Here is a 24886-nt window from a genome sequence, read left to right as displayed (position 1 = left end):
CGGTCGCCCACAGGCCGCGCAACCATCCAGAACCTGAGTTGTAAGGAGCCGCACCATGGAATCGTTCGTCCAGCTCCGAAGCGGTCGGACACCTCGACAGGTCCATCGCGACGTCGGGGATCTCAAGGACGACGAGCTGGGGCGTTTCGGCTTCAGCGGCCGCGTCGCCCACCTCTATCGCAAGAACGACCCCACCAAGTTCCGCCTCGAGGGCGATCTCGGGGGTGTCGATACCGACACCTTCGCGTTGACCCCGACCGACGAGACGGACCCTTCCGGTGAACCGTTGCTGATGTTCTACAACGACGACTGCCGGATCCTGCTCAGCAAGCGGGCCGAGGCCGCGCCACATTGGAGTCGTAACGTCGACGGTGACGAGCTCGCCTTCGTACACACAGGTAGTGGCTACTTCGAGACCGAGTTCGGTCGTCTGCCGTACCGCTCGGGTGATTGGGTCTACCTGCCGAAGTCGTGTACCTACCGTCAGGTCCCCGCCGAGCGCACCCATCTGCTGATCGTCGAGGCTACCGACGACTTCCGGATCCCGCGGGATGCCTACCTGGGCCGCTTCTTCCCGTTCGACTCGTCGTTGATCACCGTTCCCGAGGCCGAGGCGTTCGCCGAGGACGGGCGCCGGGAGTACGAGGTCCGGTTCAAGCAGCGCGACGGTGAGACCCGCCTGTTCTACACCTTCCACCCGCTCGACGTCGAAGGCTGGAAGGGCGACAACTTCCCCTTCAGCTTCAACATCGAGGACTACGACGTCCTTGGCTCCGACGACGTTCATCTGCCGCCGACCGTGCATCTGTTCATGCAGGCCACCGGCGTCTACGTGATGAACTTCCTGCCGCGTCCTGCCGAAGGGAAGAAGGGCGTCGAGAGGATCCCGTGGTACCACCGCAACGTCGACTACGACGAGATCGCGTTCTACCACGGCGGCAGCGTCTTCGGTGTTGAGATGCCGGTCGGGCTGATCAGCCACGCGCCGCAGGGCTTGCACCACGGCATCCCCGAGCGTGCCCGCGAGCGCGCCCGTCGTCGTCACGATGAAGACAAGACCGTGGAATGGAAGGTCATCGCTATCGACACCCGACGTCGACTCACCGCAACGCCGGTGATGTCCGCAGCGGTTCAGGTCGAGGTTCCTGAGGAGGTACGGGTATGAGCACCAAGCACAAGTACGAGCGGATTCCTTATCTGGTGGTCTTCGAGGACAACTCGGCGTTCCGCGACACGTATGGCGGAGTCACCGAGGACGTCGTCCTGGAGAGTTACCTGCTGCGCCCCACGGACCTCCCGTCGGAGACGGTGATCGTCTTCATGCACCCGATCGGCGGTGGTGCCTATCTGCCGATGAGCAACGCGCTGCCCCGTGCCGGCCATCACGTGATCTATGCGAACTCGCGCTACCGCGGGCAGGACTACGGTCTGATCATGGAGAAGGTCGTCCAGGACCTCGGCGCAGTGATCAAGGACGCCCGGGAGCGGCTGGGCTACAAGAACGTGATCCTGGCGGGGTGGAGCGGCGGCGGCTCGCTGTCGCTGTACTACCAGCAGCAGGCCCAGAAGGCCACGGTCACCTCGACGCCGGCCGGTGACGGCCCGAACCTGACCGAGCTCGACCTTCCGGCCGCCGACGGCATGATGCTGTTGGCCGCCCACGTCAGCCGTTCCGGCACGCTGACCGAGTGGATGGATCCGTCCATCCTCGATGAGAGCGACCCGACGAAACGCGACCCCGAGTTGGATATCTACAACCCGGAGAACCCCAACCAGCCGCCGTACACCGAGGAGTTCATCGAGAGGTACCGCGCCGCCCAGATCGAGCGGAACCGCAAGATCACTCGGTGGGTCAAGGAGCAGTTGGCCGAGTACAAGGCGAACGGCGAACCGCTGATGGAGCGTGGCTTCGTCGTTCACGGCACGATGGCCGACCCGCGCTGGCTCGACCCGACGTTGGACCCGAACGACCGGGTGCCGGGTCGCTGCTATCTGGGCGACCCCAGGATCGTGAATATGGGGCCGGTCGGTCTGGCCCGCTTCTCCACGCTGCGCAGCTGGCTCTCGCAGTGGAGTTGGGACGATGCGCATGGCGACGGACCGGTCTGCGCGGCGGACCTTGAGGTCCCGACTCTGGTGATCGGAAACTCCGCTGACGACGCGTGCACGCCGAGCCACACCCAGCGCCTCTACGACGCGGTCGGACACCCCGACAAGCAGATGCGGACGATCGAGGGAGCCACGCACTATTACTCGGGCGCGGCGCAGGTCGGGCACCTGAACGAGGCGGTCGAGGTGATCACCGAATGGTTGGCGGCGCGCGGTTGGGCAGCCAAGTGAGTTCTCCCCTCGTGGCCGAAATGCCGGCCCTCCTCCTCGAGCAGGTGTTGCGGCGCAATGCCGAGCAGATGCCCGACCAGGTCGCTGTCGTCGGTACTCAGGCCACCTTGACCTGGGCTCAGCTCGACGCCGGTGCGGATCGGGTGGCCGGGATCATCGAGCGCAGCGGTGGAGCCGGGTCGCGGGTCGCCTTCTTCGGTGCCAACGACTTCGGTTACCCGATGGTCCTGGTCGGTGCCCACCGGCAGCGTTCGGCGCTGGTCGGACTGAACTGGCGTCTTCCGGACGACGCGCTCAGCGCATGTTGCGGCGAGGTGGGGGTCACCCACATCTTCACCTCTCCGGCGTTCGCCGAGCGGGCTCGAGTTGTCGCCGCCGGACGGGAGATCGTGGTCGAGGTGATCGACGTGAGCACGTCGGATCCATGGTCGGGGCAGGCACCCGGTGCCACCTTGGTCCCAGACCCTGACGACATGGCGATGATCTTCTTCACCTCGGGCTCCACCGGCGTCCCGAAGGCCGTCCCGTACAGCCGCCGGGCGACGGAGATCGGGGCGGCGACCCCGGTGGTCCACCGCTTCACCCACGAATCCACGCTGCTGATCGTGCCGCCGACCTTCCACCTGGCCGGCTCCTACTGGGCGCAGTACGGAATTCTCTACGGAGCCCGTCAGGTCTATCTGGCTGACGTCTCGCCGTCGTCGTTGGTGGCCGGGATGCTCGAGCACGGGGTGACCCACGCGGTTCTGGTTCCCGCTCTCATCCGGATGCTCCTCGACCAGCTCGTTGCCGAAGGTGTCACCTTGCCGGAGTTCCGGCACCTCGCCTACGGCGCATCGCCGATGCCGGTGCCGATGATTCGCGAGGCTCTGGACGTGCTGGGCTGTGAGATGTGCCAGGTCTTCGGGATGACCGAAGCCGGGGGCGTGGTCACCTACCTGCCTCCTTCCGACCACGTGGTCGGTGGGCCGCACGCTGGACGCCTCGCCTCTGCTGGACGTCCGACGCAGGGCGTCGAGGTCGAGGTCCGTGACCTGGTCTTCAACGAGCCCGTGCCGACAGGCGCTTCGGGCAACCTGTGGTTCCGGACCACCTTCATGGCTGAGGGCTACCTGGGGATGCCGGGGGCGAGCGACACCGTCTTCGTGGACGGTTGGCTCAACTCGCGCGACGTCGGCCGTCTCGATGAGGACGGCTACGTCTATGTCGAGGGCCGTTCCGACGACATGATCATCACCGGCGGGGAGAACGTTCACCCCAATGAGGTGGAGTCGGTGATCTCCGAGCTGGCCTCGGTGGTCGAGGTAACCGTCTTCGCGACGCCCGATCCGCGCTGGACCAACCTGGTCAACGCCGCTGTGGTGCGCCGCGACGAGTCGCTCAGCGTCGAGGACGTGCGCGCGCACTGCCGTTCTCGGATGGCCGGGTACAAGGTGCCCAAGGAGATCCACTTCCTGGACTCCCTTCCCAAGACCGCTACGGGCAAGGTGTCGCGCTCGGCCGTGGTCGCCGCCGTCCAGGAGGAGGACCGATGAGTGACGAGTTGAGCTCCGACGAGATCCGCCAGGTGTTGCGCGACGTGTTCGCCGATCAGAGCGGGTTGGTCGAGGTGCGTGGTGCGCGCGACGGCCACGACTCCAGGACGGCCTTGGCCGTGGCTGGTTTCGACCGTGGTCGTTGGGCCACGCTGGCCGAGCAGGTCGGGTTGGCTGCATTGGCCGCGCCGGAGGAGTGGGGTGGGCTCGGGCTCGGACTGGGCGCGCTGACCGCGGCTGTCGAAGAGTGCGCCGCCACGCTTTATCCGGGGCCGGTGACCGCGTCCCTGCTCGTCGGCCTTGGGGTACGAGGCATAGCGCCTGAGAGCGTCGCCGCCCCGATCGCGGCAGCTGTCGAAGGCATGCTCGGCGGCGATGTCGTGGCTGGTGTCGGCGCTGGCGCAGGGCGCCTGGTCGACGGGTTGTTCACCGGCACCGTTCTTCGGGTCACGCATGGTCAGGTTGCTGATCTGGTGTTGGCAGAGGTCGAACTCGGCGAAGGATCGGCCCTGATTCTGCTTGCGGTTCCCGATGGCACGGCGCGGCGCCCGGTCGAGGCGATCGATCTGACCACCCCGCGCGCTGATCTCGCGGTGACCGACGCTCCGGTTCTGATCCTGTCGGAGGGGAGCGCCCAGGCCTACGGGACGGCGACCCGGTTGCTACTGGCCGCGGAGCAGGTCGGCGGTATCGAAGGATGCCTCGCGCAGATGGTCGGCTATGCCAAGGTCCGTGAACAGTTCGGCGCCCTGATCGGCACCTACCAGGCGATCCAGCATCGTTGTGCCGAGACCGCGATCGATGCAGCGGCCTCGCGTGCGCTCGTCGTTGCCGGCGCCGAAGCGTTCGACCGTGGTGAAGCGGCATCCGCACACCGCTATGCACTCCTGGCGCAGGCCGAAGCGGGAAGCAGGTTCGTCTCGGCCTCCGACGGTCTGATCCAGGTCTCCGGTGGCATCGGTTTCACCTGGGAGCACGACGCTCATCTCTTCTTCCGCCGTGCTCGGACGAGCGCGCCACGAGGTGGCAGCCCCGAGGTTCTGCGGCACCGCGCGGTCGAGGCGGGCTGCCTCGACCTGCTTGCGCCCGCCTGATCCTCCCCATCTTCTTTGAAAGGACCAAAGTGTCTACTGCAGTAATCGTCAGTGCGGTTCGGACGCCGATCGGCAAGCGGTTCGGTTCGCTGTCGGGCTGGCACCCTGTCGAGCTCGCGGCCGAGGTGATCGCAGCTGTTGTCGAACGCTCGGGCGTCGACCCGACGACCATCGACGACGTGATCATGGGTTGCGTCAGCCAGGTCGGCCCGCAGTCCACCAATATCGCTCGTAATGCGGCCCTGGCTGCGGGCCTTCCCGAGACGGTCCCGGGCACCACCATCGACCGACAGTGTGGGTCGTCGCAGCAGGCGATCCACTTCGCTGCGCAGGCAGTGCTCTCCGGTGCCCAGGACGTCGTCCTCGCTGCCGGCGTGGAGTGCATGAGCACGGTTCCGATGTTCTCCAACGCGCCAGGTGGCGACATCCGCGCGGTCTACGGCGAGAAGCTGATGGCCCGCTACGCCGACCGGGAGACCTTCGGTGTCTCGGGACTGGTCCCGCAGGGGCTCTCCGCTGAATCGATCGTTGCGCAGTGGGAGCTGTCGCGCGAGGAGCTTGACGCCTACGCGTTGTCGAGTCAGCGGCGGGCCGCTGCGGCGCGGGCTGAGGGCCGTTTCGAGCGCGAGATCGTTCCGGTCCAGCGCAAGGTCCGTGACCGGGAGACCGGCGAGGTGACCGTCCACGACGAGCTCTTCACCACCGACGAGTGCATCCGGGAGAGCTCAGCTGAAACCCTGGCCGGTCTCAAGCCGTCGTTCCTGCCGGAGGGCAAGGTGACCGCCGGCAACGCCTCGCAGATCGTCGACGGTGCGGCCGCACTGTTGGTGATGCGGGAGGAGACGGCGCGGGAACTCGGCCTGCAGCCGATCGCCGCGATTCGCCAGATGAGCGTGATCGGCGCCGATCCGGTGGCGATGCTGACCGCCCCGATCCCGGCCACCCGGCTGGCGCTGACGAAGTCGGGCATGGCCGCAGAGGAGATCGATCTCTACGAGGTGAACGAGGCGTTCGCTCCGGTGGTTCTGGCCTGGCAGAAGGAGATCGGGATCGGACTGGAGAAGGTGAACGTCAACGGAGGCGGTATCTCACTCGGGCACCCGCTGGGTGCCTCGGGCGCCCGCCTGATGGTCACCCTGATCCACGAATTGCAGCGCAGCGAGGGCCGCTTCGGCCTCCAAACCATGTGCGAAGGCGGCGGGATGGCCAACGCAACGATCATCGAGCGGCTGTCGTGACACTCACCGCAGACCTCGGCGGCCGGGTGGCCGTGGTCACCGGTGCCTCGTCCGGGATCGGGCGTCACTTCTGCTCGCTGCTGAGCCGCAGCGGGGCCACGGTTGTCGCCGCTGCGCGACGGCTCGAGCGGCTCGAAGAGCTGGCGGCCCACGACGGGCGGATCGTCCCCCAGCGGTGTGATGTCACGGTGGCCGACGACGTCGCCCGCCTGATCGAGACTGCCACCGTTCACGGTGGTCCTCAGATCGTGATCAACGCCGCTGGGTTCGGCGAACCCACGTCGGCAGCGGAGACCTCGATCTCGGACTTCCAACGCACGCTCGAGGTGGACCTGACCGCCACCTTCGCGGTCGCGCAGGCCGCAGCCGCAGCGATGCCGAACGGCGGCTCGATCATCAACATCGCCTCGATCCTTGGCCTCTCCGGTTCATGGCCGGTTACCCAGGCTGCGTACTGCGCAGCGAAGGGCGGCGTGGTCAATCTGACCCGCCAGCTCGGGGCGGAGTGGGCCCGTGACGGGATCCGGGTCAATGCGATTGCGCCGGGTTGGTTTCCGAGCGAGCAGACCGACGAGATGTTCGCCAACGAGCGCTCACTGAACTGGGTCAGGCGGAACACCCCGGTAGGGCGCCCGGGTCGGCTCGACGAGTTGGACGGAGCCCTTCTGCTGCTGGCCTCCGACGCCAGCAGCTTCATCACCGGACAGGTCCTCGCCGTCGACGGCGGCTGGACCGCCCACTGAACTTGGATCGAAAGGAAACACTGTGCGTCGCACGCTCTACGAACAGACCCACGAGGACTTCCGGTCCAGCTTCCGTACTTTCGTTGCGACCGAGATCGTGCCGCATCACGATCGTTGGGAGCACGAGGGTCGGGTCGACCGAGAGATGTTCCTCAAGGCTGGCGAGCAGGGGTTCCTCTGCATGGCGGTGCCTGAGCAGTACGGCGGCCTGGGGGAGAACGATTTTCGTTACAACGCGATCATCGGTGAGGAGTTGCAGCGTGCCGGGGTGATCGGTTCGGGCATGTGCATCACCCTGCACAACGACGTGATGCTGCCGTATCTCATGGAGTCCACCAACGAGGAACAGCGCAAGCGTTGGCTTCCCAGGATGGTGACCGGCGAGATCATGGCCGCGATCTCGATGACCGAACCCGGCGCAGGATCCGATCTCGCATCGTTGCGTACTTCAGCGCGGCTGGATGGCGATGACTATGTGATCAATGGGGCGAAGACTTTCGTCACCAACGGTCTCAACGCGAATCTCTATGTTGTCGCGGTTCGAACCAACGCGGCGGAGAAGCACAAGGGAATCAGCCTGATCGCGGTTGAGGATCCGACCCCCGGGTTCGAACGTGGCCGTCACCTGGACAAGATCGGGTTGCGCAGTCAGGACACCGCGGAGCTCTTCTTCGACGATGCGCGGGTTCCGGCGACCAACCTGATCGGTGGGGAGGGGCGCGGCTTCACGACGCTGATGGAGAACCTGGCGCAGGAGCGTCTCGGGCTCTGCGTCTCGGCGATCTCGGCATGCCGGACCGCGTTGTCGTGGACCGTTGACTACTGCGCCCAACGTGAGGCGTTCGGCACCCGGGTACTGGACATGCAGAACACCCGGTTCAAGTTGGCTGAGTTCGCGGCCCGGATCGACGCGACGCAGGTCTTCGTCGACCACCTCATCACGTTGCACAACGCGGGGGAACTGAGCAGCGTCGATGCCTCCAAGGGCAAGCTGCTGACCACGTCGCTGCAACGTGAGGTCGTGGGCGAGTGCCTGCAACTTCACGGCGGCTATGGCTTCATGCGCGAGTACCCGATCGCACGGGCCTACCTCGACGCGCCGATCCAGACCATCTTCGGCGGAACCAACGAGATCATGCGCGAGATCGTCGGCCGAACCCTGGAGAAGGAGTACGGCAGGGACGCATTGGACGGGCGCTCGGCATGAGCGTGTTGATCGATCGTCGCGACGGCGTCGTCGAGATCACCCTGAACCGCCCGCAGAAGCGGAACGCGATGACGGACGAGATGTGGGCCCAGATGGAGGAGCACCTCGCGTCGATCGATCCCGCCGCCGGCGACCGGGTTCTGGTCATCACCGGTGCCGGGGAAGCGTTCTGTGGGGGATCGGATGTCGACGGTCTGCTGGACGACCTGCCTTCGCTGCCGGACCGGATCGATGTCTCCAACCGGTGTGTGCTGGGGGTGCGGGCACTGCCGATCCCGACCCTGGCGAAGGTGGACGGGATCGCGGCCGGCTCTGCGTTGAACATGGCGCTGGCCTGCGACCTGGTCTTCGCCAGCGACCGGGCCAGGTTCGCGCAGCTCTTCGTGCATATCGGTCTCTCCCTGGACAGCGGTGCGAGTTGGCTGCTGCCGCGGTTGGTGGGCGAGCGCAAGGCACGTGAGCTTTCACTGCTCGGCGAACAGGTCTCGGCCACCGATGCTCTCGCGATCGGGATGATCAGCAAGGTCGTGCCGCACACCGAGCTCGCCGACACGGTCACCCAGGTAGCGATCAGGCTTGCGGGGTTCAACCCGGCTGCACTCGCGGGTACCAAGAAGATGTTGAACCGGGCCTGGGAGATCGAGCTCGCCGAAGCGCTGCGCGCCGAGACAGAGAACCAGGTCGAGGTGATCCAGACCGATCGAGCACGAGAGCTGATCGGGCGGTTCACCCGGCGTTGAGGGAGGAAGCAATGACCAGTACTGGTAACGCGGTCCGGATCGTCGAGGTCGCACCGCGCGACGGACTGCAGAACGAATCGGTGCAGTTGACCACCGAGCAGAAGGCAACCCTGGTTCGGCTTGCCATCGAGGCGGGCGCCACCAACATCGAGGTGACCAGCTTCGTCCACCCCAAGGCGGTACCCGCGATGGCGGACGCCGAGGTGTTGCTGGAGATGTTGGCGCCGGTGGACGGGGTCACCTTCAGCGCCCTGATTCTCAACGAGCGTGGTCTCGACCGGGCTCTGGCGGCTGGAGTCCGCGAGGTCAACATGGTGGTGCACTGCACCGAGACCTTCAGCCAGCGCAACCAGGGCACCGACATCGCGGGTGGCATCGAGATGTGGCGCAACGTGGCAACCACTGCTGCCGCCGAAGGGGTGAGGGCCAACCTGACCCTTGCGGTGAGTTTCGGCTGTCCCTTCGAGGGTGAGGTCGCTGCGGAGACGGTGCGTGAGGTGGCGGCGCGAGCCGTCCAAGCCGGTGCCCCCGCTGAGCTTTCGCTGGCCGACACGATCGGCGTCGCGGTACCGCGCGACGTCACCACACGCTTCGGGCTGGTCGCCGATCTCGTCGAGACCGGGACAGCCCTGCGCGCTCACTTCCACAACACCCGTAACGCCGGAGTGGCCAATGCCTTGGCTGCCGTCGACGCCGGTGTCGGGATTCTCGACGCCAGTCTCGGCGGCATCGGGGGCTGTCCCTTCGCGCCCGGCGCAACGGGCAACGTCGCAACCGAGGACCTCGCCTACGCGCTGGAACGCAGCGGTATCGCACATGCCCTCGACGCCGACGCGCTGCGCACCGGAGGGCTCTGGTTGAGCCAGCAACTGGGACGGCAGTTGCCGGCCATGGTGCTGGCCGCCGGTGGCTTCCCGCAGCCCGCCGTCCCCTGAACCGCGGCCCCGCCGCCCCACCCTCAAGGAGTTCTCTGGTGTCCGACCTGACCCACTTCACCGTGACCGCGCACGACGATGTCCGGCTGGTCGTCCTCGACGTGCCCGGCAGGAGCATGAACGTCATCGACGAGGCGGTGCTCACCGAACTGCGTAACGTCGTCGACGAGTTCCTCGCCGACGATGAGGCCCACGGTCTGGTACTCGCCTCCGGCAAGTCTGGTTCCTTCGGTGGGGGAGCCGACCTCAACAGCCTTCCTGCGTTGGCCGGAGACTCACACACCCCCACGTTCCTGGCGCGTACCCACGAGCTGATGGAGTTGATGGCGGACGCCGCCAAACCGATGGTGGTCGCCATCGACGGCTACGCCCTGGGCGGTGCCTTCGAGGTGGCTCTCGGCGGAAGCAGCATCGTCGCCACCGAGCGCTCGGTGCTCGGACTGCCGGAGTCGACCCTGGGACTGATCCCCGGGGGTGGGGGCACGCAGTTGGTGCTGAATCGAGTCCCTGCGCACGTCGCGGTCGAGCTGATGGTCAGTGGCCGCAGCGTGTCGGCCGCAACAGCTGCGGAGCTGGGCCTGATCGACGAGCTGGTCCCCGCCGAGAAGCTGATCGATACTGCGCTGGAGTTGGCGCGTGGTTCGCGGGTCATCCGCTCGCACCCCTCGTTGACGCCTGCCGAGATCGCCGCCGCGCTTGATGCCGCCGGCGCGGTGCGTCGTCCGCCGAGCGCGGCGGCAGCGGCCGCCGTCGTGGAATGTGTGGAGGTCGGGCTGCGCTCGGGGCGCGCGGCCGGGCTGGCAGCAGAACGTGCCGCGTTCCAACGGGTACTCAGCTCGTCAGAGAGCGCGGCACTGGTTCACCTGTTCCACGTGGAGACCGCCGCCAAGCGCCGGTTCCGCGGGGCTGGTGGCTCGGGATCGATCGGAGTGGTGGGGGCCGGCCAGATGGGTGCAGGGATCGCGGCCACGGCGGTCTCCCACGGCTTGTCGGCCGTGGTCCGCGACATTGACGCGGATCGGATCGCCGAGGCGCAGAACCGGGCCGCGACGTCGCCCGAGGCCGAGCAGTTGTGGCGCGGTACCACCGAGTGGGTTGGATTCGCGGACGTCGATGTGGTGGTGGAGGCGGTCTTCGAGTCGCCCGAACTCAAGCGCGAGACGCTGCAGTTGATCGACGCCGAAGTCGGTCCGGACACCCTGATCACCACGAACACGTCGGCGATCCCCGTGGCCAGCCTCAGCGATGCGGTGTCCCGTCCCGCACGGTTCCTCGGCACGCACTTCTTCTCCCCGGTCGAGAAGATGGCACTCGTCGAGTTGGTGCCCCACCGGCGGAGCGCCGATGACGCCGTGGAGAAGGCCGGCCGAGTCGCCCGGATGATGGGTAAGGTGCCCGTCGTGGTCGCCGACTATCCCGGTTTCTACACCTCGCGGGTCTATGCCCGTTGGCTGATCGAAGGACTCCGGTTGCTCGCCGACGGCGCCGACCCTGCCGCGATCGAGGCTGAGGCGCGTGCGGTGGGGTTCCCCGTCGGACCGTTGCAGGCCAGTGATGAGGTCACGCTCGACCTGGTCCTGGCTGCGAGTGTGGTCCAGGTGGCGGAGCAGGTGCTTACCGAACGGGTCGACGTACTAGGGATCAAGGCACTCCTGGAGCGCTTGATCGCGGACGGTTTCCGCGGCAAGCGTTTCGGCAAGGGCTTCTACTGCTACCGGGACGGGCGCCGTGACGGGCTGGACCCGGCGGTGCTGGAACTGGTCGGCGCGTCGGGCGGCTCCGTTGCGCCGGGGCAGGCTGGGGAGAGGCTCCTACTCGCGTTCGTGACCGAGTCGATCGCGTGCTGGGACGACGCGACTCTGTGCCACCCCGACGACGGTGATCTTGCGGCGGTTCTTGGGATCGGCTTCCCGCGCGCCCTCGGCGGGCCGTTCCACTGGGCGGACCAGCAGGGTGCCGCAACGGTTCTGGAGCGGTGTCGTGGGTTGGACCCGCAGGCATTCCCGGTGGGCGAGTCGCTGACCCGCCTGGCGGCGTCTGCGGGCCGGTTCGCAGAGGAGGGACGCCGGGAGCGTCCGGGGATCGTCTGAACCCACCAGCAGCCTTGTCCGGGGAGACCTGCCTCCCCGGACAAGGCCTCGGCGCTACCAGCCGAAGAGGGCGCGGGCGTTGCCGTACTCGATGGCGCCGCGTTGCTCGTCCGTCAACGGATAGGCGGCGAACTCGCGCTCGAAGTACTCGATGGTGGTGCTGAAGGCGTAGGGCCAGTCAGTTCCGTACAAGATCCGGCTCGGGTCGGCGAAGGCGAGCAGGCTGGGGAGTGAGGTCGGCGAGGTCGAGAGCGCCGTGTCGAAGTAGAAGCGACGCGCGTCGGCGAGCAGTTGCTCGCCGTCCCGTCGCGGTTCGAGCATGGTGGCCGACATCGCCGCGAGCCGATGCACGTTGTAGGGCAGGAAGCCGCCGGCATGGCTGAGGATGATCGACACGTCGCGGTAGCGGTTCAGTACACCCGCGTAGAGCAGGCTGATCGCCGTCCGCACGGTGTCGAGTAGGAAGTCCGCGACCGCTGCGGAGACCCCCGGAACCAGCGGTTGGGTGGTCCAGTTCGGGTGGATGAAGACAACGGACCGACGGCGGTTGAGCTCCGCCCAGACCGGGTCGAACTCGGGGTCGCCGAGGTAGCGCCCTTCGACATTGGTGAGCAGGGTGAATCCTGCGCAGCCGAGGTCGCTGGCGTGCTCGATCTCGGCCAGGGTCGCCTCGACGTCCGGTAGTGGGAGGGCTGCGAAGAAGTCCAGGCGGCCGTCGCTCTCAGGTGACTGGAGGGCTGCTGCGAGCTCTTCATTGGCTGCGTGGGCAGCGGGTATCGCGCGGGCGGCGTCGCCGAACCAGATGCCGGGAGCGGTGAGTGAGACGACCGCTCGGGCGACCTGGTGGTGGTCCATCGCGCGAAGTGCGTCTCCGGGCGTCCAGGGCCGGATCGGACGGCCGGGGGCGAAGTGCTCGACCTCGCGGATCCAACTCGGTACTGCCCCGTGATGGTGGACGTCGATGCGGTTGATCATGTGGCCTCCAGTTGGTTTTCAGGTGTTAGGTATTGCGTCCGCGCAAAACTGAGTCTAATCTCAGTTTCAGTTTAGATGTGAGGGTGGCCACATGGAATTTCTCGGCAGTCACTCGGTCACTACCGATCGTTTTTCACGAAGGGAATCCTGATGCGCTTGAAGACTGGCCTCGCGTGCGGAGCGCTTGCGCTCTCCGTGCTGACTGCATGTGGTGGCGGAAGCGAAGGGGGGAGTTCGTCGGCCGCCGACGACAAGCTCGTCTTCGCCGCGACCTTCGCGCACGCCACGCTCGACCCGGATCTGATGCCGCTGCGGCACATGCAGCTCTACGGTGCCCCCGCCTACGACAGCCTGCTCTTCCTCGACGGCAAGGAGCAGGTCCAGCCCATGCTCGCCACCGAGTGGAAGGCCGGGGAGGACGAGAAGGGCCCGTTCCTCGACCTGACGCTGCGCGAGGGCCTGACCTTCGATGACGGGACGCCGTTCACCGCCGCGACCGTGAGCGCCAACATCAAGCGCTCCCAGGAACTCCCGGGCAGTACGAATGCTTCGGTGTTGGTGGGCGTCACGGTCGAGGAGACCGACGCCAGCCACGTGCGGTTCCGCAACCCGGCCGGTGTGGGTGCGCTGCCGCGGACCTTGGCCAGCATCGCGGGCATGATGATCTCGGACAAGGCGATCGCCGACAAGGTCGACCTGACCGAGGCAGAGGCCGGCATCGGTGCGTTCAACATCAAGAGCGTCCAGCCCAACCGGGTGGTCTACGAGGCCAACAAGGAGTACTGGGACAAGGACGCCGCAGCGGTCAAGACCCTGGAGATCACCTACCTGGCCGACGACGCCAAGCTCAATGCGGTGCGGTCCGGCGAAGTCGACGTGACGGTCCTGCCCCAGAAGCTCTCCAAGACGGCCGAGGAGGCCGGCTACAAGATCGAGCGCAGCAGCGGTGCGGAGAACTACACCTTCTCGGTGAACACCGCGATGAAGCCGTTCGACAACGCCAAGGTGCGGGAGGCCGCTGCCATCGCGCTCGACAGGGACGGGATCTGCGAAGGCGTACTGGGTGGTGCTTGCGTGACGAACGGTCAGGTCTTCGGCGCCGGTACCAAGGCGTTCGACCAGGATCTCGGGCTGAAGAACTTCCCCTACGACATCGAGCGCGCCAAGCAGCTCATTGAGGAGGCAGGTGCCAAGGGCAGCAAGGTCGAGATCTTGACCGTCGCCGGAAACTCGGTCTTCGAGCAACTGGCGACCGTCTTCCAGGCGCAGCTCAAGGAGATCGGCCTGGACGCGAAGGTACTCCCGGTCGCTCCGCCGGACCTGGTCAGCCGGTTCGGTATCGAGAAGGACGTGGCGATCGCCTTCGGCGCGGTCGGCAACGCGATCGACCCGTCGGAGGCGTTGGCCCGTTACCTCCTGCCGGGTGGTCTCTACAACCCGGGTGGCTACGTGATGCCGGAGATCGTCGAACTGGCTGCAGCCGGTCTGAAGGAGCCCGATCAGGCCAAGCGCGCCGACATCTACCGCGAACTGAGCGGAAAGCTCCCCGTCGACGGCCTGCTCATCCCGATGGCGACGCCGATCACCTCCTATGTGATCGCTGAGCACGTCAAGGGCTGGCAGACGCCGTGGGCGCCGTCGTTCCCGACCTTCCGTGGTGTGTCCGGCTGATCGGACTCCGCGGTAGCGGTTTCCGGGAGGAGAAACAATGGCTGTCTTGGTACTGCGGCATGTGATCGGCCGGCTCCTGCTGGCGATCCCGATGCTGCTGGCGGTGACGTTCGGGACGTTCGTCCTGCTGTACTCGATCGGTGACCCGGCGGCGGCGATCGCCGGCGACAACGCGAGTGCGGCGGAGATCGAGAAGATCCGCCAGGAGAACGGCTTCGATCGACCGATCGTGGCGCAGTACGCAAGCTGGCTCGGCGGAGTGCTGACCGGTGACCTGGGCGACTCGATCCGCAACCGCGGAACGGTGAGCCACCTGGTCGGGCAGCACCTCCCGCCCACCCTGTTCCTGGCCGTGATGGCGATGGGGATCGCGATCCTCGTCGCCATCATCGCCGGGATCGTTGTCGGGCTCCGGCCCGGCGGCTGGCTGGACCGGATCGTCTCCATGCTCTCCGTGCTGGGCCTGGCGATCCCGAACTTCCTGGTCGGCCTGGGCCTGATCCTGGTCTTCGCGATCTGGATGCCGATCTACCCGGCCGGTGGCTATCGCACCGTCGAGGAGGTCGGGCTGGGAGCCTCCTTGCAGTACCTCGTGCTTCCCGCCTTCGCCCTGGCAACGTCACTGATCTGCCTGCAGACCCGCACCTTCCGGGCTTCCTTGATCGCGGAGTATCAACAGGACTATGTCCGCACCGCACGGATGAAGGGAGTATCGGAGGCGGGACTCTTCCTACGCCATGTGGCTCGCAACGCCGCGGCTCCGCTGGTGACGGTGATCGGCCTGGAGGTCAGCATCCTGATCACCGGTGCGCTGCTGGTCGAGGTGGTCTTCGCGGTCCCCGGCATCGGCACCCTCACCATCGACTCCGTGCGAGGGCAGGACTTCCCGGTGGTGCAGGCGCTGGTTGCGCTCTTCGGTGCGATCATCCTGGCCGCGAATCTGGTGGCCGACCTGGTCGCCCTCTGGCTCAACCCGATGGCGAGGAGCAAGGCATGACCGAGATGGCATCACCTCCGGCGGCCGCTGCTGTGCCGCGCCGCTTCCGCCGCGAGCGACGCAGCGGCGCTATGTCTTGGGGAGCCCGGATCTCCCTGCTCTTTATCCTGATCTGTCTCGCGGTGATGGCCGGAGTTGAGCTCCTTCCTCTTCAGGATCCCGCGAAGCAGGACCTGGCCAACACCCTTGCCCCGATCTCGGGCGACCACTGGATCGGGACCGACGAGCTCGGGCGTGACCTGTTCAGCCGGCTGATGTGGGGCGTGCACACGTCACTGCTCGCCGGGTTGACGGCGGTCGCCGTTGCGGTCGGGGTCGGACTTCCGCTCGGACTTCTGGCGGGCTATCTGGGTGGCTGGATCGACCAGCTGCTGTCACGCCTGGCCGACGTCGTGCTCACGGTCCCGGCGCTGATCCTGTTGCTGGCCGCGCAGACCGCGCTCGACACCAGCATCCAAGGACAGATGATGGTGCTGGGCGGCATCTTCGCGCCTCGGGTACTGCGCGTGATCCGCGCGGAGACCCTGAGTGTCTCAACGGCGGCCTTCGTGACGGCCGGCCGGATGTCGGGTGCCTCGCACCTGAGGATCCTGTGGCGGTACCTGTTGCCCGGCGTCCGCGCCCAGGTCGTCGTCCAGATCAGCTACCTGCTCGGGCTGGCCATGGTGGTCGAGGCGGGTATCTCCTTCCTCGGCATCGGCGTCAAGCCGCCGGACTCGTCGCTGGGCACCTTGCTGATCGGCGCGTCGGCGATGCTCAGCAACCACCCACACGTGGTGCTGGTTCCGGCCACCGTGCTGACCCTGCTGATCCTGAGTCTCAACGTTTTCGGCGACTCCCTGACCGCGCAACGGAAGAAGTGAGTGATGACCACGACGAAGACGCGTGCCGCCGACGTCCGCATCGAGGGCCTCGCCTTGGAACTCGACGAGCCTGGTGTTCCGCTCGGTGAAGCCCAACGACTGGTTCGAGACGTCAGCTTCACTGTGGCAGCTGGTGAGATGGTGGGCTTGGCCGGCGAGTCCGGTTCCGGAAAGAGCTTGACCGCATCCGCGATCTCCGGCCTGATGCCGGTCGGGGTTCGCCGCGCCGAAGGCACGATCACCATCGGCGGCGAGATCTGCCCGCCGCACAAGCGGCATCCCGACGTGGCGATGATCTTCCAGAACCCGATGACCAGTCTCAATCCGTCGATCCGGATCGGCGACCAGATCGCCGAGGCGGTCCGGTTGCGGCACAAGGGCACCTCGAGGAGCGATGCACGGAGGCGCGCCGTCGAGATCCTGGAACAGGTAGAGGTGTCGAACGCCCCCGCCCGGGCCAAGCAGTATCCCTTCGAGTTCTCCGGTGGCATGCGCCAGCGGGCGATGATCGGGATCGCGATCGCCCGTGACCCTGCGGTCCTGGTCGCCGACGAACCGACCACCGCGCTCGACGTCACCGTGCAGCGCGGAGTGATGGATCTGATCGACCGCCTCCGCGCCGAGCTCGGTCTGGCTGTCCTGCTGATCAGCCACGACCTCGGCGTGATGAACGAACGCTGCGACCGGCTGTTGGTGATGTACTCCGGCGAGTTGGTCGAGGTGGGGCCGACCGGCCAGTTGCTGGCGACGCCGGCGCACCCGTATGTCGACGGGCTGCTGCGCTGCATCCCGGACCGCGCGATGGCTGCCGGAAAGCTGGAACCGCTGGCAGGTCAGGTGCCGCCGCCCAATCGATGGATCCCGGGCTGCCGGTTCGCTGAACGGTGCGCCTCGGCGACTGCCGAGTGCGAGGCTGCGCCCATCCGGTTCACCGCCTTCGCGCCCGAGCGCGAAGTCCGGTGTATCCATCCACAGGCGGCGTCGCTCGGCGCAGGCAGGAGTGTTCGATGAGTGAGGTACTGCTTGCGGCGCATCGTCTGGTCAAGGAGTACAGGTCCTCCAGGTGGCCGGCGCCACCCTTGCGGACCCGGGCCATCGACGACGTCTCGTTGGAGATCAGGGCCGGTGAGACCGTCGGAATCGCGGGGGAGTCAGGGTCGGGCAAGTCGACCCTGATCGGTGCGTTCTGCGGTCTGGTCCGGCCGGACAGCGGTTCGGTCACGCTGAACGGTCAGGAGCTGTATCGAGGAGGCCGGTTCCGGCGTGAGTCGTGGCGTTCGATCCAACTGGTCTTCCAGGATCCGTACACCTCGTTGAACCCGGCGATGACGGTGCTGGCGAACGTCGCCGAGCCCCTGCTGCTCTGGCATCGGCTCTCGAGGCGCGAGGCGGAGGCCCGTGCCCGGGACCTGCTCGACCAGGTCGGTCTGGCCGGGCCGCTGGTGGAGCGCCAGCCGACCACCCTCTCCGGAGGACAACGCCAGCGGGTCTCGATCGCGCGGGCGCTGGCGGCGGATCCCGCCGTCCTTCTGCTCGACGAATCGGTGTCCGCCTTGGACGTCTCGATCCAGGCGCAGATCCTTCAGTTGCTGATGGATCTGCGTGCGGAGCGGGAGCTGACCCAGGTGCTGGTCAGCCACGACATCAGCGTTCTGAAGCTCTTCTGCGACCGGGTGATCGTGATGCAGCACGGCCGGATCGTGGAGGAGTGCGTGGCCAGCGAGCTCGAACCAGAGTCGGTGAAGGAGACCTACACCCGCGAACTGCTGGAGGCAGTGCCGAGAATGTAGTTCTGGTGAGAAGACGTTCAAGGGCCTGGGACCGGTCTTCGCCGGTCCCAGGCCCTTGGTGTCGTGCTGCCTGCTGGTGTGGCCATCCCGCGGCCGTGCTGTAGACGACGCAGCTCGGGTGCTTGCTCGCCAATGTGTGCGGACCGATGTCAGTAGCTGCCGGCAATCGTCAGGTCGGCAGCGAAGCCGATCGGTGAGGTGTGTGGAAATGCCAGGGGAGGCGGGGCGTGGTCGCCCCGCCTCCCCTGGCGGAAGAGGTGTCGGTCAGCGCTGCCCGATGCCGGAGGGCGTGAAGCCGTAGATCCTCTCGGCGTTGCCCACCCGCAGCTTGTACTGGTCCTCCGCGGAGAGGTGGGTGAGTTGGCTGTCGATGCCTTCGCGGATGTTGGGCCACAGGGAGTCGGCGTGCGGGTAGTCGACTTCGCACATCACGTTGTCGACGCCAAGCTGCTCGATGAACTGGGACCCGACCGGGTCGAAGATGAAGCAACCGAAGACATTGCGCCCGAAGTACTCGCTGGGCTTGTACTTCAACGGCGTCTCCTTGGTGGTGGCGCGGTCGAGGTAGTAGTTGTCCATCACCTGGAGCTGGAAGGGGATCCAGCCGATGGAGGCCTCGGAGAAGGCGACCTTCAGGTCGGGGAACCGGTCGAAGGTTCCGGAGAAGGTGTATTCGGTGAGCGCGTAGCACGCGTTGATCCACACCTCGCTCATGTGGGTGAAGTAGTCGCAGTCCTCCGGCGAGTCGACCTTGGAGGAGGAACCGATGTGGCACGAGATCACCAGGTCGCGCTCTTCGGCTGCGGCGAAGAACGGGTCCCAGTGCCGGTCGCGGTCGAAGAGGGAGGGGTAACCCTGGACGTGCGGGCGCTCGCTGAACACGACGCTGCGCACTCCGCGGTCGTCAAGTCGCTCCAGCTCCTTGACAGCGAGTTGCGGGTCCCACAGAGGCATGATCACCGCGGGGATCATCCGACCGGGCGCGGCGCCGCACCACTCCTCGGTCATGAAGTCGTTGTAGGCCTGGATGCTGGAGAGCGCCAGCTCCTTGTCGGAGTTCAGGTTCAGGTAGGTGCCGCCGAAGCCTGGCATCGACGGGAAGCACATGGAGGCAAGGATGCCGGTGTCGTCCATGTCCTTGAGCCGCTTCTCGACGTCGTAACAACCGTCGTGCAGGTCTTCAAAGTTCTCGACGACGACGCGATAGGCCTCATCCGGGACCCGGTCGACGGCGCACTGCAAACCGGAGAAGGGGCGGATCAGACCGTCGAACTCCCAGGCGAAGCCTTCGTCGGTGTCGACGACCTTGGGTGCCCGGTCGAGGTACTTGCGGGGCATCCGCGAGGTCCAGGTCTCGGGTCCTTCGATGACGTGATCGTCGACGGAGATGATGGTCCATTCGTCGGTCATTCGGTTCCACTTCCTTGCATCTTGGGGGCGTGACGAGCTGAATTCGCGATATGTCCTGCATCACATCCCCGTCAGACTAAAACTGAATCCAGGTTTATGTCTACCGTTTCACGTGGGTATTTCAGCCAGTGGGACGCGGCGCCGGAGGCCTTGAAGTGGGTGCTCCGGCAAAACTAAACTTCGATTCAGTTATGTGATCTGAGGAGGTTTCTGGTGAAGGCAGAGGGAATGCGTGCGGCGATCGTCACGGGTGCCGGGCGCGGTATCGGTGCCGCGGTCGCAGAGCGGTTGGCGGGAGAAGGTCTTGCGGTCGCGGTCTTGGACGTCGACGTCAATGCAGCCGAGAAGGTCGCGGCTTCCATTGATGAGGCGGGCGGCGTCGCTGCTGCGTTCGCGGTCGATGTGGCTGACGAGACGTCGGTGGGTCAAGCCGTCGACGCCGTCGCCGAGCGCCTCGGTGCTCCGGTGGTGCTGGTCAACAACGCGGGGATCACGCGCGACAACATGCTGCACAAGATGAGCCTGGCTGACTGGGACTCAGTGATGTCGGTGCACTTGCGGGGCGCTTTCCTGTTGGCGCGCGCAGTCCAGCCGCACGTCAAGGCGGAGGGCTGGGGCCGCATCGTCAATCTGTCGAGCATCTCGGCCTTCGGCAACGTGGGTCAGGCCAACTATGCCGCTGCGAAGGCTGGGATCTGGGGCTTCACCAAGACGCTGGCGCTGGAGTTCGGTCGTCTGGGGGCGACGTGCAACGCGATCGCTCCGGGCTTCATCCAGACCGAGATGACCCGCGCTACTGCCGAGCGCCTCGGCGTCAGCTTCGAGGAGCTGGTGGAGGCCAGTGCCAAGGAGACGCCGGTGGGTCGAGTCGGCGTCCCGGAGGACATTGCCAACGCCGTGGCGTTCTTCGTCTCCGAGGCCTCCGGGTTCGTCTCTGGGCAGGTGTTGACGGTGGCCGGTGGCCCCAGGGGCTGAACCGCTGCCCGCGAAGGGCCGGCCCCGCATCTGCGGGACCGGCCCTTCGCTGTGTTGGGGATTAGCCCATCGCCACCGGGCGGAGCCGCGGTTGGCGGCCGGCCGGGAGTGCGCGATAGATCTCGGCGACCATCGCATCGCGGATCTCGCGTGCGTCCGGGTCGTTCCATCGGTTGTGCCACTGGTGGGGGTCGTCGATGACGTTGTAGAGCTCGCCTTCGCTGCCGTCGTAGGTGATCAGCTCGGGCACGGGTGCGCCGTTGCGGTCGAACTCGGCATACCGCTGGGCGCGGGGAAGTCCGTAGTCGGTCTCCGTCGGCTCATAGGCCGTGCAGAGCCAGCCGTCGGCGGCGATCGTGCGCATCCGGTAGCCGGTGTCGAGTTGGCTGTCCCACTCGATCAGCGCCCGGCGGCGCGGCCCGTCCGGCGCGGTGGGCATCGCGGTGCCCTCGATCCAGTCCGGGGTCTCGATGCCGGCGATCGAGCAGAAGGTGGGGGCTAGGTCGATCTGGCTCACCGGCTGGCTGACCACGGCCGGCTCCAGGCCGGCGGAGGGGGCCGGGCGCCAGATCATCGGCAGGCGCATCAGCGCGTCCACGTGGTACGGGCCCTTGAAGAGCAGGCCGAGATCGCCTTGGAACTCGCCGTGGTCGGTGGTGATGATGACGTCGGTGTCGTCGAGTTGGCCGCGCTGGCGGAGGTGGTCCAGGACCCGCCCGTAGGCCTCGTCAAGCAATTCGTTCTTGATGTGGACCACCGCGTTGACCTCACGGATCTGGTCGTCGGTGAGGTTCGCGGGGACGAAGTCGCCTGGTGCGGCGTCGATATTCGGCACGCTGCCGTCGTACCAGGCCAGCCAATGCGCCGGGCGGTCCGAGAGGATCTCGCGGATCCGCTCGGGGGAACCGGGGTGGCCGGCTGGGAGATCGAGGGTTCGCCAGTCGATCCGGTCCCGTTCGCTCTGCGGCAGATCCCAGGGGTGGTGGGGATCTGGGAAGCTCATCCAGCAGAACCAGTCCTCGTCGTCGTCGAGGCTGTCGAGCCAGGTGATCACCTGGTCGGCGATCCAGTCGGTGTGGTAGTTCTCGCGGGCCACCTGATGTGCCTTGACGGCCGGTGCTCCGGTGTCGCCGCCTGGTGTGGTGGCGAAGATCCGTAGGAAGCCGTCGACCTGGTCGGGGTGGTTCTTGCGCAGCCAGTTCGCGTAGTGCGAGGCGCCGAGGGGGCCGTGGCCGGCGAACGAGACGTAGTCGAAGCCCCGGTAGGGGCCGTGGGTGTCGGTGGCGGCCAGGCGGTTCTGTGGGAACTTCGCCTCGGGGTCGGCGATCGGTTCGAAGTGCACCTTGCCGATAAGCGCCGTTCGATATCCGGCGTCGGCGAGAGTTTCGGCGATCGAGGGTGCGTCCTGGGGGAGCGGCACTCCGTTGGCGATGGCGCCATGGGTCCGCGGGTGTTGGCCGGTCAGCATGCTGGAGCGCGCCGGAGTGCAGATCACGTTCGCGCAGTAGGCCCGCTCGTAGCGGATTCCCTCGGCGGCGAGTTGGTCGGTGACCGGTGTACGAGCAACGGTGCCGCCGTTGCAGCCGTAGGCGTCGTAGCGTTGCTGGTCGGTGGTGATGAAGAGGATCTTGCGGCCCATGCTGGCTCCTGTCGTCGTGACTCCGATCACCATACTGGAAGTGAACTCAGTTTTAGAAGAGTGGTGGATCCCGCGACTTACGGGACCCACCCCTCGCCTCAGGAGCGGCCGAGCAGCCGGCCGAGCAGGCCGGGGCCGGCTTCATGGCCGGGGCAGCGCTGGTCCTTCGGGACGCCGCGCATCACGTCGTCGACGTGCATGCCGCAACCGGCCCAGGTGGTCAGGCCGCACTTCTTGCAGGTGGCGGGTCGGCACATGAGGGTTTCCTTTCGTTGGGGTTCAGTAGATCAGCGGAAGGCGCAGCCGCTGCGGACGCCGAGGCGGCGCAGGATGCTGGCGGCGGGGCAGAAGCCGGTCAGGCTGGCCTGGAGCAGGTTGGCTCCGACGAAGCCGGTCAGGATCAGCCACCAGGGGGAGACCAGGGCGGCCAGGGCGGTGCCGAGCAGCACCAGGGTCCCGGCCAGGGTCATCACAGCGCGGTCGAGGTTCATCGTCGTCTCTTTCATCAGTCGTGGGCGAAGGTGATCGTGGGCAGCAGGCGGCGTAGCCAGCCCGGGCACCACCAGGCGGTGGCGCCGGTGAGTCGGAGCAGGACGGGCAGCAGGACGAGGCGCACCAGGAAGGCGTCGAGCAGCACGGCGACGCCGAGCACGATGCCCATCTCCTTGGGCGGCAGCGGTCCGCTGATCGCGAAGGTGAAGAAGACCGCGACCATCACCGCGCCGGCGGCGAAGATCACCCTGCCCGAGTGGGCGAGTGCGCCGACCATCGCGGCCTTCGCCTCGCCGGTCTTCTCGAAGTGCTCCTTGGCGGAGGCCAATAGGAAGACGGTGTAGTCCATCGCGATCGCGAAGATCATCGCGAAGAAGAAGACCGGCGCCCAGGCATCCAGGAAGCCCTGTGGCTCGAAGTTGAAGAGGTCGGCGCCGTGGCCGTCCTGGAAGATCAGCTTCGCGGCACCGAAGGCGGCGGCTGTGGAGAGCAGTGAAGCCAGGGTGCCGAGCAGGGCGATCACGGGTGCTTGCAGAGCGATCAGCAGGAGCAGGAAGCCGAGTCCCAGGATCACCGCGATCACCAACGGCGTCGAGTCGTCGAGTTGGGCCTTCAGATCCAGATTCTCGACGGCGGCGCCACCGACCCGGGCGTCGTCGGGCAGGGCCGAACGGAGCCGCTGCACCGTGTCGGCGAGTGCCGGGTCGGACGGGTCGACGGTAGGCACGGCTTGGATCAGGGCCAGGTCGGTGCCGGTGGCTGCCGGCTGTGCCGGCATCGTCATCGCGATGCCGGGGTCGGCCTCCAGGACCGCGGTGCTGTCGGCTGCGGAGTCGGCCGAGGTGATCACCTGCAGGGAGCCGGGGGCGCCGACGCCGAACGCTTCCTGGACCCGGTCATAGCCGACCCGGGCGCTGGCGTCGGTGGGTAGCACCTTGATCGAGGGCATTGCGGTCTTCAGACCGAGCACGGGCGCGGCGAGCGCGATCAGCACGACCAGGGCGCCGAGCCCGAAGGCGATCGGGCGGCGCCACAGCAGGTTGCCCCAGGCGGCGAAGCGCGGCGAGCTCTGGTCGGCTTTCTGCTTGCGGACCGCGATCTTGTTGATCCGCAGGTCGAGCTTGGACAGGACCAAGGGGAGCAGGGTCAGGGTTGCGGCGAGGATGAAGACGACCGCCAGCATGATGCCGCCGGCCATCGACCGGAACGCGGGCGACGGCACCAGCATCACCGCAGAGAGTGAGATCAGCACGGTGGCCCCCGAGAGCAGCACCGCCTTTCCTGCGGTGTCCATCATCTCGCCGATCGCCTCCGGCATGGACTTGCCTTGTGCCATCCGGGCCGCGCGATAACGGACCACCAGGAACAGCGCGTAGTCGATGCCGAGCGCGAGCGCGAACATCATCGCGAAGTTCATCGCCCAGATGGAGACCGGGACGAGCTCGTTGATCAGCACCAGCGAGCCGGCCGAGGCGACCAGCCCGGCCAAGGTGAGCAGGAGCGGGAGCCCGGCCGCGACCAGCGCGCCGAAGGCGAGCACCAGGATCGCCAGGGTCACCGGCCACGACATCATCTCCGACTTCAACATCGCATCGAGGTTGGCTTCGTTGAAGTCCGACCAGAGCTGGGAGGCGCCGGTCGGGTCGACCTCGACGCCGTCGCCGGAGAGGGCGCGGAGATCGTGCTTGAGGTCGTCGGCGACCTTGACCATCTCGTTGGTGTCGACGCCGGCACCGGCCATCACGATCGCGGTCCGGCCGTCCTCGCTGAGGGTGGCGCCGGGAGTCGGCGGAACGATGCTGGCGAGCCGTTCGTCGGCGTCGAGGAGGGCAGTGACCTCGGCGATCACCGCTGCGCCGTGGCCTTCGCTCAGCGGCGCGTCGTCGCTGTGTACGACCACCTGCAGCGCGGAGCTGGCGTTTCCGCCGAAGTGTTCTTCGGCGAGCTCGCGGACGGCGACCGACTCCGAGCCGTCGGCCTGCCAGCCGGCGCCTGACAGGTTGGCCTCCACGCGGGGAGCGAAGGCGCCGAGACCGATCACCAGGAAGACCCAGATCAGGGTGGTGGCACGGCGGTGGGTGATCACCCATTGACCGAGGCGACCCAGGGGGCCGTACCGCCGATCTGCGTGCTGGGCGGGGCTGGACATGCG

22 protein-coding genes are annotated in these 24886 nt (G+C 66.9%); 16 read left to right on the top strand and 6 right to left on the bottom strand.

All coding sequences use genetic code 11. The features are described from left to right. Window positions 1-55: 55 nt before the first annotated feature. From ACLM5J_RS17580 to ACLM5J_RS17535, 10 genes are read left to right on the top strand one after another with little or no spacing between them, the layout of a single operon-like run. Window positions 56-1165, top strand: coding sequence for a homogentisate 1,2-dioxygenase (locus tag ACLM5J_RS17580; RefSeq protein ID WP_413657800.1), 1110 nt, complete (start codon window positions 56-58; stop codon window positions 1163-1165). Then, entirely contained in the window at window positions 1162-2340 is a 1179-nt protein-coding gene (locus ACLM5J_RS17575; RefSeq protein ID WP_413657799.1) for an alpha/beta fold hydrolase, read from the top strand. The genes ACLM5J_RS17580 and ACLM5J_RS17575 overlap by 4 nt, the downstream gene beginning before the upstream one ends. After that, on the top strand, window positions 2337-3875 hold the full coding sequence (locus ACLM5J_RS17570) for a class I adenylate-forming enzyme family protein (RefSeq protein WP_413657798.1): 1539 nt from the start codon (window positions 2337-2339) through the stop codon (window positions 3873-3875). The genes ACLM5J_RS17575 and ACLM5J_RS17570 overlap by 4 nt, the downstream gene beginning before the upstream one ends. Continuing rightward, window positions 3872-4969, top strand: coding sequence for an acyl-CoA dehydrogenase family protein (locus ACLM5J_RS17565; protein ID WP_413657797.1), 1098 nt, complete (start codon window positions 3872-3874; stop codon window positions 4967-4969). Before ACLM5J_RS17570 ends, ACLM5J_RS17565 begins: the two co-directional genes overlap by 4 nt. 29 nt (window positions 4970-4998) lie before the next feature. Next, complete coding sequence (locus ACLM5J_RS17560; protein WP_413657796.1) at window positions 4999-6207, top strand: thiolase family protein; 1209 nt, start codon at window positions 4999-5001, stop codon at window positions 6205-6207. Then, window positions 6204-6950 (top strand): SDR family NAD(P)-dependent oxidoreductase, encoded by a 747-nt coding sequence (locus ACLM5J_RS17555; RefSeq protein WP_413657795.1) that lies wholly within the window; start codon window positions 6204-6206, stop codon window positions 6948-6950. The genes ACLM5J_RS17560 and ACLM5J_RS17555 overlap by 4 nt, the downstream gene beginning before the upstream one ends. A gap of 22 nt (window positions 6951-6972) precedes the next feature. Beyond that, a complete protein-coding gene (locus tag ACLM5J_RS17550) occupies window positions 6973-8157 on the top strand; it encodes an acyl-CoA dehydrogenase family protein (RefSeq protein WP_413657793.1) in 1185 nt (394 codons plus the stop codon). Further along, window positions 8154-8897, top strand: a complete 744-nt coding sequence (locus ACLM5J_RS17545; protein WP_413657792.1) for an enoyl-CoA hydratase/isomerase family protein — start codon at window positions 8154-8156, stop codon at window positions 8895-8897. Before ACLM5J_RS17550 ends, ACLM5J_RS17545 begins: the two co-directional genes overlap by 4 nt. Before the next feature lie 11 nt (window positions 8898-8908). Further along, window positions 8909-9832: a hydroxymethylglutaryl-CoA lyase gene (locus tag ACLM5J_RS17540; protein ID WP_413657791.1), complete on the top strand. Its 924-nt coding sequence runs from the start codon at window positions 8909-8911 to the stop codon at window positions 9830-9832. 38 nt (window positions 9833-9870) lie between these two features. Then, the gene (locus tag ACLM5J_RS17535) at window positions 9871-11922 is read left to right on the top strand and encodes a 3-hydroxyacyl-CoA dehydrogenase NAD-binding domain-containing protein (protein WP_413657790.1); all 2052 of its coding nucleotides are present in this window, start codon (window positions 9871-9873) and stop codon (window positions 11920-11922) included. Between the two features lie 54 nt (window positions 11923-11976). Here the strand turns inward: ACLM5J_RS17535 and ACLM5J_RS17530 are convergent, their stop codons facing one another. Next, window positions 11977-12897: an amidohydrolase family protein gene (locus ACLM5J_RS17530; protein ID WP_413657789.1), complete on the bottom strand. Its 921-nt coding sequence runs from the start codon at window positions 12895-12897 to the stop codon at window positions 11977-11979. A gap of 150 nt (window positions 12898-13047) precedes the next feature. On the opposite strand from ACLM5J_RS17530, the gene ACLM5J_RS17525 reads away from it, so the two are divergent. The 5 genes from ACLM5J_RS17525 to ACLM5J_RS17505 are packed head-to-tail and all read left to right on the top strand — an operon-like array spanning window position 13048 to window position 18218. Continuing rightward, on the top strand, window positions 13048-14568 hold the full coding sequence (locus tag ACLM5J_RS17525) for an ABC transporter substrate-binding protein (protein ID WP_413657788.1): 1521 nt from the start codon (window positions 13048-13050) through the stop codon (window positions 14566-14568). Window positions 14569-14605: 37 nt separating this feature from the next. Continuing rightward, on the top strand, window positions 14606-15565 hold the full coding sequence (locus ACLM5J_RS17520) for an ABC transporter permease (protein ID WP_413657787.1): 960 nt from the start codon (window positions 14606-14608) through the stop codon (window positions 15563-15565). Then, window positions 15562-16428 (top strand): ABC transporter permease, encoded by an 867-nt coding sequence (locus tag ACLM5J_RS17515; protein ID WP_413657786.1) that lies wholly within the window; start codon window positions 15562-15564, stop codon window positions 16426-16428. The genes ACLM5J_RS17520 and ACLM5J_RS17515 overlap by 4 nt, the downstream gene beginning before the upstream one ends. A 3-nt stretch (window positions 16429-16431) precedes the next feature. After that, a complete protein-coding gene (locus tag ACLM5J_RS17510) occupies window positions 16432-17439 on the top strand; it encodes an ABC transporter ATP-binding protein (RefSeq protein ID WP_413657785.1) in 1008 nt (335 codons plus the stop codon). Then, the gene (locus tag ACLM5J_RS17505; RefSeq protein ID WP_413657784.1) at window positions 17436-18218 is read left to right on the top strand and encodes an ABC transporter ATP-binding protein; all 783 of its coding nucleotides are present in this window, start codon (window positions 17436-17438) and stop codon (window positions 18216-18218) included. Before ACLM5J_RS17510 ends, ACLM5J_RS17505 begins: the two co-directional genes overlap by 4 nt. Window positions 18219-18482: 264 nt before the next feature. Here ACLM5J_RS17505 and ACLM5J_RS17500 read toward each other — a convergent pair whose 3' ends face one another. Beyond that, a complete protein-coding gene (locus ACLM5J_RS17500) occupies window positions 18483-19628 on the bottom strand; it encodes an amidohydrolase family protein (RefSeq protein WP_413657783.1) in 1146 nt (381 codons plus the stop codon). Between the two features lie 228 nt (window positions 19629-19856). Between ACLM5J_RS17500 and fabG the strand changes: the two genes are divergently transcribed. After that, the gene (gene fabG / locus ACLM5J_RS17495; RefSeq protein WP_413657822.1) at window positions 19857-20603 is read left to right on the top strand and encodes a 3-oxoacyl-ACP reductase FabG; all 747 of its coding nucleotides are present in this window, start codon (window positions 19857-19859) and stop codon (window positions 20601-20603) included. Window positions 20604-20664: 61 nt separating this feature from the next. On the opposite strand, the gene ACLM5J_RS17490 is transcribed toward fabG, so the two are convergent. The 4 genes from ACLM5J_RS17490 to ACLM5J_RS17475 all read right to left on the bottom strand — a co-directional run bounded on the left by ACLM5J_RS17490 (window position 20665) and on the right by ACLM5J_RS17475 (window position 24883). Beyond that, window positions 20665-22242 (bottom strand): sulfatase, encoded by a 1578-nt coding sequence (locus ACLM5J_RS17490; protein WP_413657782.1) that lies wholly within the window; start codon window positions 22240-22242, stop codon window positions 20665-20667. 98 nt (window positions 22243-22340) lie between these two features. Continuing rightward, entirely contained in the window at window positions 22341-22499 is a 159-nt protein-coding gene (locus ACLM5J_RS17485; RefSeq protein ID WP_413657781.1) for a hypothetical protein, read from the bottom strand. A 30-nt stretch (window positions 22500-22529) separates the two neighbouring features. Further along, a complete protein-coding gene (locus tag ACLM5J_RS17480; RefSeq protein ID WP_413657780.1) occupies window positions 22530-22733 on the bottom strand; it encodes a DUF2892 domain-containing protein in 204 nt (67 codons plus the stop codon). Window positions 22734-22747: 14 nt separating this feature from the next. Then, window positions 22748-24883 carry an MMPL family transporter gene (locus ACLM5J_RS17475; RefSeq protein ID WP_413657779.1) on the bottom strand — a complete coding sequence of 712 codons (2136 nt, stop codon included), beginning with the start codon at window positions 24881-24883 and terminating at the stop codon, window positions 22748-22750. Between the last annotated feature and the right edge of the window lie 3 nt (window positions 24884-24886).

It is taken from the genome of Nocardioides sp. Bht2, from assembly GCF_047308515.1.
Classification (GTDB): domain Bacteria; phylum Actinomycetota; class Actinomycetes; order Propionibacteriales; family Nocardioidaceae; genus Nocardioides.
This window is presented reverse-complemented; position numbering and strand designations above follow the sequence as displayed.